Origin of the sequence: Methyloceanibacter sp., assembly GCF_049590335.1 — a bacterium.
GTDB lineage: Bacteria > Pseudomonadota > Alphaproteobacteria > Rhizobiales > Methyloligellaceae > Methyloceanibacter.
The window spans coordinates 1-9586 of the sequence record NZ_JBAWCQ010000010.1 but is presented as its reverse complement, the minus strand read 5'-3'; the positions used below and the strand labels follow the sequence as shown (position 1 = coordinate 9586).

Sequence of the window (9586 nt, the reverse complement as noted above, 5' to 3'; positions counted from 1 at the left end):
CTGCGGACCTCGAAAAGTCCATCGGCTTCTACGCGCGCTATTGCAGCATGGAGATCGTCATGGAACATGGCGAGGGCGACAAACGCGTCGTCTGGCTCGCCAGCCCTGGTGCAGGGGACAGGTTCGTTCTGGTTCTACTCGGCGGCGGCGTAGTCCGGGACCAGGCGGAAGGCGATATGACTCATTACGGTTTCGGTGTTGCCACACGCGAGGAGGTGGATCGGATCGCCGCGCTTGCCAAGCAGGACGGTTGCCTGCACTGGGTGCCGAGGGACTATGCTCCGCCTACGGGCTATCTCTGCGGGGTGAAGGACCCGACCGGTTATATCGTCGAATTTTCATACGGACAGCCACTTGGGCCGCACGCGGAGTGACCGCGATCGCGGCGCGTCAATTCTGACTATAGATGCGGCAGCAGCAATCCTTCAGCCCGTCGGAGCGGAAGTCGGAGACGAGCTTTTCGCGCGTTGGGGCAGCTTTGCGGCGCGGCGTTCGCCACCAGACCTCGCGTGCAGCTTTGCTTGTAGGGGATGCAGTGGCCGCCGAGGCGCTCGGTGTTCGCCGGGCAGCCGCTAGCTATGCCCCCCACCCGCCGCGCCAGTTGCAGACTCGGGCGCGTCTTTCTTGTTGCTGTCCCAAAGCGCACCGCCGCCCCAAAGCGTACCGCCGCCCCACGGGGCGCCGCCGGAAGCCCCGTCTGAAGGGGCGCTCGGCTTACTGTTCGGGATCTTCATCATCTTGCCGCGGCGTATGGCGCCGCTTTCAGTGCGGCAGCGATAGCCTTGTGGTGTGTCGCCGCAAACGAATTTTGCGCGCCTCACCAGCGTCGCGCCTGGCACGGGTTGAGCAGAAAATGCCTTAGCGCGATCCTTGCCGATGGACATCGGCGACAGCGAAATAAGAACCAGCAGCGCGAACGCGGTGACGAGGTGCATGAGAAACCCCTTGCAGCGATGGCGATACCATACTGTCTGAATGGCCGGATCTTAAGAAGCGAGGACGCCTCGTCGCGGGTTTGAGGACGGGCCCCTTGCCAGAGCCGGTTTCACTTGTCACGATGGCGTCGTGAAGGCTCGCGGAAGGACGAAGGGCCGGAAAAACGGCCCATCTTTGCGCGTTTGCCAAGGGAGGAAGATATGGGCCAAGCGCAGGGCCAACCAGCCCGCAGCGCTCGCTGCATCGCACTGGTTGGCCCCTATCTCAGCGGTAAAACGACACTTCTTGAAGCTATTCTGGCGCGGACCGGCGCCATCAACAGGCAGGGTACGGCGGCAGCTGGCAATACGGTCGGCGACGCGTCCGAAGAGGCTCGCCATCACGGTATGAGCGTCGAGCTCAATGCCGCCACGGTCGACTATCTCGGAGACTCTTTCACATTTCTCGACTGTCCGGGCTCGATCGAGTTCCAGGCCGATGCGGCCAATGTGCTCGCGGCTTGCGACGCGGCAGTCGTCGTGTGCGAGCCGGACGCAAAAAAGGTGCCGGCGCTGCAGCTGATCTTGAAGCAGCTCGAGGACCGAGGCATTCCCCATTTTCTGTTCCTGAACAAGATCGACAAAGCGGAAGCCCGCGTCCGCGACATCATTCCGATGTTGCAGCCGGCCTCGACCGTGCCCCTCGTCCTGCGACAGGTCCCTATCTGGGAAGGCGGCATTGTTAGCGGCTTCATCGATCTCGCCCTGGAGCGGGCCCATGTCTATCGTGAGCATGCCACATCAGAGGTGATCGACATTCCCGACGCGCTCACGGCGCGGGAGCAGGAGGCGCGGTTCTCCATGCTGGAGCAGCTCGCCGATTACGACGACGAGCTGATGGAACAGCTTCTGGAAGATGTGCCGCCGCCGCGCGACAAGGTCTTTGACGATCTGGCGCTGGACCTGCGCGAAGGGGTGATCTGTCCGGTGCTTTTGGGCTCGGCGGAAAACGGCAACGGCATCGTCCGGCTCCTGAAGGCGCTCCGGCACGAAGCGCCTTTCGTCGAAGCGGCCGCCGAACGGCTCGGTGTCGGCGATACCGCGTCCTGCGCGGTCGTCATGAAGACGATCCACACGGCCCATGCGGGAAAGCTGACGCTGGCGCGTGTGCTCGCGGGCACTTTTGCCGACGGGGACGCCGTCTTCGGCGGCGAGGCCGAGGAGCGCATCGCCGGCACGTTTTACGTCCTGGGGCAGGAGCCCGTGAAGCGCGGCCCCGCCGGGCCCGGCGACACGGTAGCCTTCGGGCGGCTCGAGAGCGTGGAGACGGGGGATACCTTGTCGACCGAGAAGGGGTCCGTACCGGCTATCGCGCGGACTCCCATGCCCGAGCCCGTATTCGGTCTGGCGCTCGTCGCCAAGGAGAAGAAGGACGAGGTGAAGCTGACCACGGGTCTGGCCAAGATTATCGAGGAGGACCCGTCGATCTCCATCGCCCACGAGCAGGACATGGGGCAGATGATCCTGTGGGGGCAGGGGGAGATGCATTTGCGCGTCGCCCTGGAGCGCCTGATCCGCAAATACGGTGCGGGCGCCGCGACCTATCCGCGGGAGGTCCCTTACAAGGAGACGATCCGGAAGCCGACACAGGTGCGAGGCCGCCACAAGAAGCAGTCGGGCGGCCATGGCCAGTTCGGCGATGTGGTCATCACCATCAAGCCGCAACCTCGGGGCGGCGGTTTCGACTTTTCCGAGACCATCACCGGCGGCGTGGTGCCGAAGAATTACATCCCCTCCGTCGAGCACGGCGTGCGCGACTATCTTCACTCGGGTCCGCTTGGCTTTCAGGTAGTGGATGTGGCGGTCTGCTTGGTAGATGGGTCGTACCACTCGGTGGACAGCTCCGACATGGCGTTCCGGCAGGCCGGACGGCTGGCGATGACCGAGGGGCTGCCTCAGTGCCAGCCTGTGCTTCTCGAGCCGGTCATGGCGGTGGAAATAGCGATCCCCTCGGAGGCGACGCCCCGGGTTAATTCGATCGTCTCGTCCCATCGCGGTCAGATTCTCGGCTTTGACGCCCGTCCGGGCTGGCAGGGCTGGGACGTGGTTCAGGCCTATATTCCGGAAGCCGAGATCCAAACCCTGATCGTGGAGCTGCGGTCGGCGACGGCCGGCGTGGGGACATTCCAGGCCCGGCACGACCATTTGGCCGAGCTGGTGGGCAAGGCCGCCGACCAGGTTCTGTCCCATCGCCGCGACCAGGCCGCCTGATGGGGCCAAGTCCGGCTCTAGGGGCTGGCCCGCGGGGTGATTCGATCTGGGGCGTTTGATAGGCTCGGAGCTACCAAATATTGACCCCGGGCCTTGCCCCCCGCTGCCCAGACCGGTAGACGATTGGGCCTTATACTTTCGTCCGATGACAGTTAGCTTCCAGAGGGTAATTCCATGACAGTATTCCCAGCGCTCGAAATCCCAGAGACACTTGCCGCAGGCCCCGGGCCCGGCAATACGGATCCGCGCGTTCTCGAGGCGTTCGCCAAGGCGGGCGTCGCCGACCACATGCAGGCGGATGTACTGCGTGGCATGATCGAGGCCAAGCACATGCTCCGCGACCTGTGGGGCACGAAAAACCTCTTCACGTTCGGCGTGGCCGGCACAGGCTGGAGCGGCCTGGACTCCATGGAGGGATTGATCCTGCCGGGCGACAAGGTGGTGTCTTTCGTCAATGGCACGTTTTCGGGCATCGACGATCTCACCATCCGCATCAAGGCTTCCGCGCTTGAGGACCTTGCAGCCGACTCTCTCGACCCGCATCCCGCCAACGTTCACACCGTCTCAGTGCCGCATGGCCAGTCCGTCACGGCCGAGATCGTGGACGCCGCGCTTGCCGAGCATAAGCCCATGTGGGCATTCATGGCCCATTGGGAGACCGGTTCCGGCCGCGTGAACGACATTCAGGGCTTCTCCGATGCCTGCGTGAAGCACGGTGTCATGGGCCTCGTCGATGCGGTGTCGAGCCTCGGTGTTGGCGACTTCAACATCGACGACTATCCGGGTGTCGTGGCTTGGGCCTCGTGTCCGCAGAAGGGCGTGCTGTCCCTGCCGCTGACCTATGCGCCCGTCAGCTTCACTGACAATGCTATCGAGCTCCTCAAGGCACGCGGTTGCTACTCGTTCGTGCACAATCCGATCTTCGAGGCCCGCCATTGGGGCATCATCGAAGGCAAGGATGTGGACACCCCGTCCTATCACCGGACTCATTCGGGCTACGCGGTCGCGGCCTTCCATGAGGCGCTCCGCATCATTCTGGGCTATGGCCGCGGCCGTAAGGCGTCGGACTACAAGTACCATGAGGCCGCGCTGCGCCAGGCTGTCGAGGCCATGGGCTGCGAGGTCACCTCGAACATGCCGAGCCTCATCGTGCTGAACCTGCCGGGCAAGCTCGCCGGCCGCGAGAAGGAGCTGGTGCAGGGCGCCCGTTCCCAGGGCTTCGGCATTTGGCCGACCCTGTCGGAGCCGGTTCAGGTCCGTATCGGTATCCTCAACCAGCTTACACCTGAGCAGATCACCGAAATCACCAGCCGCTTTGCCGACGCCATGCTCGCCATGGGCGCCGAATTCGACAAGGCGACGGTGTTGAACCAGCTGAAGTCCTACTACGCCAAAGCTGCGTAGGCCGGACTTGCGGAGGGCACTTCGCGCCCGCTGCACAAGGCGATTTGACAACGGCCGGTGCCCGAAAGGGTGCCGGCCGTTTGTTTTGGGGGAGCCGCTAGTTGTTGCGCGGGTTGTCCTGGCGCCAGGCACCCGGCCGCTGGAACGTTCCGGCCCAGATGCCGCGGCCTGCCGCGCGGGCTTCGCTTTCCACACCAGCGTAGGCGTAGCCGGTCTTTCGGCCGAGATCGATCGCGAAGCCTTTCCGCACCATGGTCTCGCCGATGTCAGGCACGCCCTTGGCGCGGCACTGGGCGACGTTCCGGCCGTATTTGTCTGTCGCCTGCTCGATGCAGGACACCTCGCCGCTTTTGATGAGCTTTGCGAGTTCCTTCTTGGCGGCCCGGCCGCAATCCCACTCTTTGCCCTTGGCGTCGGTGCAGGTCTGGTGCAGCTCGGGCGCGTCGATGGCGAAGATCCGGTAGTTTTCCCCGTTGCTGGCCCGCAGTGAATCGCCGTCAATGGCCACGAGCTTTGCCCTTGGGCCGATCATTTCGGATTCCAGCCCGCAATAGCGATTGAGCAGCAGCACCAGCCCCAGCACGAGCAGCAGCGCGATCGCTTTGCCCAGTTGCTGGGCCAGCGTCTGCTTTGTCGACCGGGAGCGCCGCCGGCTGGATGTGGTTTTGCTCCCGGACTTAGATGACGAGCGCCGGGCCATTAGCCGCCATCGATCTGTGCACCGACGATCGCGATCGTCTGCTGGTACACGCCGGCCGCGTTCCAACCCTGGATCGCCCGATAGTTCGGCTGCCCGGGCTGATAACCGGCGCCGGGCCGCCAGCCATGGCCGCGTAGGAAGTTAGCGGTCGAGGCGAGTGCGTCGGCCTTGTTGTTGAGGTCGACGCGGCCGTCGCCATTGCCGTCGACGCCGTAGACCAGCACGTTCCGCGGCAAAAACTGAGTGTGCCCCACTTCTCCATGCATGGCTCCAACCTGACGGGAGCTCAGGCTTCCGCGATCGATGAGCTGAAGCGCGGCGTAGAGGTGCGGCCTGAAGAAGTCCGGGCGGCGGCAGTCATAGGCGAGGGTGGCCACAGCCGAGAGCGTGTTCTGCCGTCCCATGTAGCGGCCAAAGCCCGTCTCCATGCCCCAGATGGCAAGCAGCGGGCCGGGGGGGACGCCATAGCGGCGCTCGATGGCTTTTAAGAGTGCCGCGTTCGACCGCTTGTAGCGTTTGCCTTGCGAGGCGATGGCGGACGCGCCGCGCTTCTTCATGAACTGATTGAGAGACAGCTTGAAGCTGTGCTGGCCGCGGTCCGCCTTGATGGTGCCGTAGGAATACTTCGTTCCCATCAAAGCATTGATGCCGCGCTTGCGGATACCGTTGGCCCTGGCCTCCTGCGCGAAGGACCGTTTCCATTTTTCGAAACCGGATGCGTTGTTGCCGCAACGCGCGGCAAGGGCCGGGGCGGTGGCAAGTATGAGAAGGGCGCTCGCGAGCGCGATCAATCGAGTATACGCCATCAGGGCCTTCCATCGTCCTTAAGGCGCTCGGCGAGACCGTCGCGCCAAGCCGCCGTCCTTGCCTATCCTCCACTTGAGCGTTCTACAGCCGCGCAAGCTTATCAAGCCATGCTCTTTTCCCCGCGGGAGCCGTTGTAACGTGCGGATTCCGTGCTTGGCAATCGGCCCCTGATGGTTGGGGTCGTATTTTACACGCACACTGTCCGGAAGCCGCTTTCGCGTCCACCAGCGCGAGACGTTCAAGGTCTTTGGCTTGCGTCTCTAAGCGCTTGGTTGTTTAGAGTTTCGTGCGTCCCGACTGCATGTTCTGCAGGGCGTCCGCCATCAGCCACGACAATTGCTGCGCTTGGATACCGAATGTCTGCATCTGCGTTTGCACGTAGCGGCTCTGAAGCGTCATGACCTGTTGCAGGTCGCGGGCCTGAGACAGCTCGCTCGCCAGCGCGAAAGAGCGCTCGGCGTTTTCCTTGGCAAACCCAATCGCGCGATCCTGAAGCGCCTTGAAATTCTTCGCCTCCGGCACGCCCGAGGAGGACCAGGCATTCATCGCTTCGCTCATGAACTCCATGAACTGGCCATAGGCGACGCGCGCTTGCTCGACGTTTTTTTCGGCCAAGTCACGCATGTCTGGTGGAAATTCGAACATTTGCTTCTTATTCATGTGGTCCCCTTCAGCCCGGCTCTATCCTTCAAAGGGCTCTGAGCCCAACTCGGTAGCTAGCGTAGAATACAACATATTCGCCCTAGAATGCTATGGCAGGAGCCTTAAGGAACGCTTGCTGCGGGAACCCGCCCGGTCCCGGGTGCCGAAGGCCCTGATTGCCAATTCTCGCTTGGTAAGGCGACGTGTTCGTGGCAGTTAGCTCAACAAATGGCGCGGATCCACAACACCTTTAAGACGGGTTCGGCGGCCAAAGTGGGTACTCGTTCCTCCGAAAGGGAGCTGACGCCGCGCGCGCTTGCCACCGGCCTGATCCTGGGCGCCGTCCTGGCCCCCTGCAATGTCTATTCAGGACTGAAGATCGGCTGGGCATTCAACATGTCGATCACGGCCCTGCTCATGGCCTTCGCGTTCTGGGCGCCGGTCTCGCGGCTCTTGGGGCGGCCCTCCTGGGGCATGCTCGAAAGCAACATCAACCAAACGACCGCATCGGCCGCGGCGGCCATCACGTCGAGCGGGCTCGTGGCGCCCATTCCGGCTCTGGCCGTGTTGACGGGCGAGAATCTGCCTTGGGCGACGCTCACGGTCTGGGTCTTTTCAGTGAGTTTTCTCGGCGTTTGGATCGGCTGGTTCCTGCGGCCGCGGCTCATCGAGAAATCCGAACTGGTGTTTCCGGCCGGCATGGCCACGGCCCAGACCATGCGGGACATGTTTGCTCACAAGCGGGAGGCCATGGGCCGGGTCAAGGTCCTGATGACCTCTCTCGTCGGCGCGGTGCTGTTCAACGTGGCCGACAAGTTCGTCTGGCACATTCCGCGGCTGGGGCCCTCGCTGACGGCCTCGAAGCTCACCTTCGTCTTCGATCCATCGCTGCTGTTGCTCGGCTTTGGCGGCATTATCGGCCTGCGCGCTGGGCTCGGTCTCCTGGTGGGCGCCCTCGTGGCTTGGGGACTGATCGGGCCGGCGTTGATCGACCACGGAATCGTTCTTGTTGATCATGGCGAGAGCAGCTGGTTCGAGCCACTCGTCAGCTGGCTCCTCTGGCCCGGCGTCACCGTGATGGTGGCGGCGAGTCTCACAAGCTTCGGGGTCTCGCTGCTAGAGTCCTCAAAGCCACATCCACATAGGCATGCCGGTAGGCACACGCCCAGCAGCGGGAAGCTGCAATTCGCGGGCTTCGCGCTGTCCGCCGCGCTGGCCATCGTGCTCCAGATCATCTTGTTCGATGTGCACTGGACCATGGCGCTTGCGTCCATTCCCGTTGCTTTCGCGTTGGCGACGGTGGCGGCACGGGTAGTGGGCGAGACTTCGGTCGCCCCCATCGGCGCGGTCGGCAAGGTCTCCCAGCTGACGTTCGGCATGATGGCGCCGGGCCATCCCATCACCAATCTCATGACGGCCAATGTCGCGGGCGGCGCGGCGGGTCAATCGGCGGACCTGTTGAACGATTTCCGCGCGGGCTATGAGGTCGGCGCGCATCCCACGAGTCAGGTCTTAGCCCAGTGCGCCGGGATCGTGGTCGGGAGCCTGGTCAGCAGTCTGGTCTATCTGATGTTGATTCCCGATCCCGCCACGCAGCTCTTCACGGCGGAATGGCCGGCCCCGGCGGTCGCCGTTTGGAAGGCCGTGGCAGAAGCGCTCAGTCAGGGGCTCCACGGTATCGAGCCGTCGGCGCTCGCCGCGATGGGGGCGGGTGCAGTGCTCGGCGTCGTTCTGGCCCTGGTGGAGCGCTGGCTGGACCCGAAACATCTCGTCATCGTGCCGAGCGGGGCCACGCTCGGCCTTGCCTTCGTGATCCCAGCCAGCACGTCTCTGATGCTGTTCGCCGGGGCGGCCCTTGCCGCCATCGCGCATAAATTCGCGCCTAACTGGGCCGCGCGGTTCCTGCTCAGCGTGGCAGCGGGGCTGGTGGCGGGCGAAAGCCTTTTCGGCGTCGCGTCGGTGTGGTTCTGACGGCGCCTCGTGTGAAGATGCCTAGAACCTGCTACTCGGCCGCTTCCGCGTGGGTTGCCACGTTTGCCAGATAACGCTCCACGTCCAGGGCGGCCATGCAGCCCATGCCGGCGGCGGTCACGGCTTGGCGGTAGACGTCGTCGGAGACGTCGCCGGCCGCGAACGCACCATCGACGCTTGTCTCGGTCGACCCGGGCACCGTCCGGATGTAGCCGCCGGGCTTCAGATCCAATTGGTCCTTGAACAAATCGGTCTGAGGCGAATGGCCGATGGCGATGAAGATGCCGTCGATGTCCATGGTGGTCTCGTCGCCGGTCTTGGTATTGGCCAGCTTCGCATGGGTGACACCGAGCGGGTCGTCGTCGCCCATCACCTCGATGAGGTTGTGATCCCAGAGGATCTCGATCTTCGGATTCTTGAACAGGCGCTCCTGTAGGATCTTCTCGGCCCGCAGCTCGTCGCGGCGATGCACCAGGGTCACCTTGTCCGCGAGGTTCGCCAGATAGAGCGCTTCCTCGACGGCCGTATTGCCGCCGCCCACCACGATCACGTTCTTCCCGCGATAGAAGAACCCGTCGCAGGTCGCGCAAGCGGATACGCCGAAGCCCTGAAACTTGTTTTCCGTGGGCAGGCCCAGCCAGCGAGCCTTCGCACCGGTGGCGATGATGAGCGCGTCCGCCAGATACTCGTCGCCGCTATCGCCTGTCAGCCGAAAAGGGCGCTGGGAGAGGTCCGCCTCGACAATGGTGTCCGAGGTCATCTCCGTGCCCACTTGCTCGGCCTGGGCGCGCATCTGTTCCATCAGCCACGGGCCCTGGATCACTTCGGCGAAACCCGGGTAGTTCTCCACATCGGTGGTGATGGTCATCTGGCCGCC

The 9586-nt window shown here is 63.7% G+C and carries 9 protein-coding genes; 4 read left to right on the top strand and 5 right to left on the bottom strand.

Annotation, left to right across the window (positions count from 1 at the left end; genetic code table 11):
* Positions 1-374 (top strand): VOC family protein (locus WBQ77_RS00660; protein ID WP_424058453.1); only part of this gene is annotated, 374 nt, incomplete at its 5' end.
* 198 nt (positions 375-572) lie between these two features.
* Here WBQ77_RS00660 and WBQ77_RS00655 read toward each other — a convergent pair.
* On the bottom strand, positions 573-935 hold the full coding sequence (locus tag WBQ77_RS00655) for a hypothetical protein (protein ID WP_424058451.1): 363 nt from the start codon (positions 933-935) through the stop codon (positions 573-575).
* 201 nt (positions 936-1136) lie between these two features.
* On the opposite strand from WBQ77_RS00655, the gene WBQ77_RS00650 reads away from it, so the two are divergent.
* Complete coding sequence (locus WBQ77_RS00650; RefSeq protein WP_424042890.1) at positions 1137-3185, top strand: elongation factor G; 2049 nt, start codon at positions 1137-1139, stop codon at positions 3183-3185.
* A gap of 174 nt (positions 3186-3359) precedes the next feature.
* Positions 3360-4589, top strand: a complete 1230-nt coding sequence (locus WBQ77_RS00645) for an aminotransferase (protein ID WP_424058449.1) — start codon at positions 3360-3362, stop codon at positions 4587-4589.
* 97 nt (positions 4590-4686) lie between these two features.
* Here the strand turns inward: WBQ77_RS00645 and WBQ77_RS00640 are convergent, their stop codons facing one another.
* From WBQ77_RS00640 to WBQ77_RS00630, 3 genes are all read right to left on the bottom strand, one after another.
* Positions 4687-5289, bottom strand: coding sequence for a thermonuclease family protein (locus tag WBQ77_RS00640; protein ID WP_424058448.1), 603 nt, complete (start codon positions 5287-5289; stop codon positions 4687-4689).
* The gene (locus WBQ77_RS00635) at positions 5289-6095 is read right to left on the bottom strand and encodes a lytic murein transglycosylase (protein WP_424058447.1); all 807 of its coding nucleotides are present in this window, start codon (positions 6093-6095) and stop codon (positions 5289-5291) included. The genes WBQ77_RS00640 and WBQ77_RS00635 overlap by 1 nt, the downstream gene beginning before the upstream one ends.
* Before the next feature lie 277 nt (positions 6096-6372).
* A complete protein-coding gene (locus tag WBQ77_RS00630; RefSeq protein WP_424042894.1) occupies positions 6373-6756 on the bottom strand; it encodes a phasin family protein in 384 nt (127 codons plus the stop codon).
* 255 nt (positions 6757-7011) lie between these two features.
* Here WBQ77_RS00630 and WBQ77_RS00625 point away from each other — a divergent pair, with 255 nt between their 5' ends.
* The gene (locus WBQ77_RS00625) at positions 7012-8709 is read left to right on the top strand and encodes an OPT family oligopeptide transporter (protein WP_424058445.1); all 1698 of its coding nucleotides are present in this window, start codon (positions 7012-7014) and stop codon (positions 8707-8709) included.
* A gap of 31 nt (positions 8710-8740) precedes the next feature.
* On the opposite strand, the gene trxB is transcribed toward WBQ77_RS00625, so the two are convergent.
* The coding region (trxB, locus tag WBQ77_RS00620) for a thioredoxin-disulfide reductase (protein ID WP_424058443.1) at positions 8741-9586 on the bottom strand (846 nt) is incomplete at its 5' end.

Bases quoted from the DNA above. Each gene is read 5' to 3' on its own strand.
- WBQ77_RS00655 (WP_424058451.1), bottom strand. From the start codon at position 935: ATGCACCTCGTCACCGCGTTCGCGCTGCTGGTTCTTATTTCGCTGTCG.
- WBQ77_RS00650 (WP_424042890.1), top strand. From the start codon at position 1,137: ATGGGCCAAGCGCAGGGCCAACCAGCCCGCAGCGCTCGCTGCATCGCA.
- WBQ77_RS00645 (WP_424058449.1), top strand. From the start codon at position 3,360: ATGACAGTATTCCCAGCGCTCGAAATCCCAGAGACACTTGCCGCAGGC.
- WBQ77_RS00640 (WP_424058448.1), bottom strand. From the start codon at position 5,289: ATGGCCCGGCGCTCGTCATCTAAGTCCGGGAGCAAAACCACATCCAGC.
- WBQ77_RS00635 (WP_424058447.1), bottom strand. From the start codon at position 6,095: ATGGCGTATACTCGATTGATCGCGCTCGCGAGCGCCCTTCTCATACTT.
- WBQ77_RS00630 (WP_424042894.1), bottom strand. From the start codon at position 6,756: ATGAATAAGAAGCAAATGTTCGAATTTCCACCAGACATGCGTGACTTG.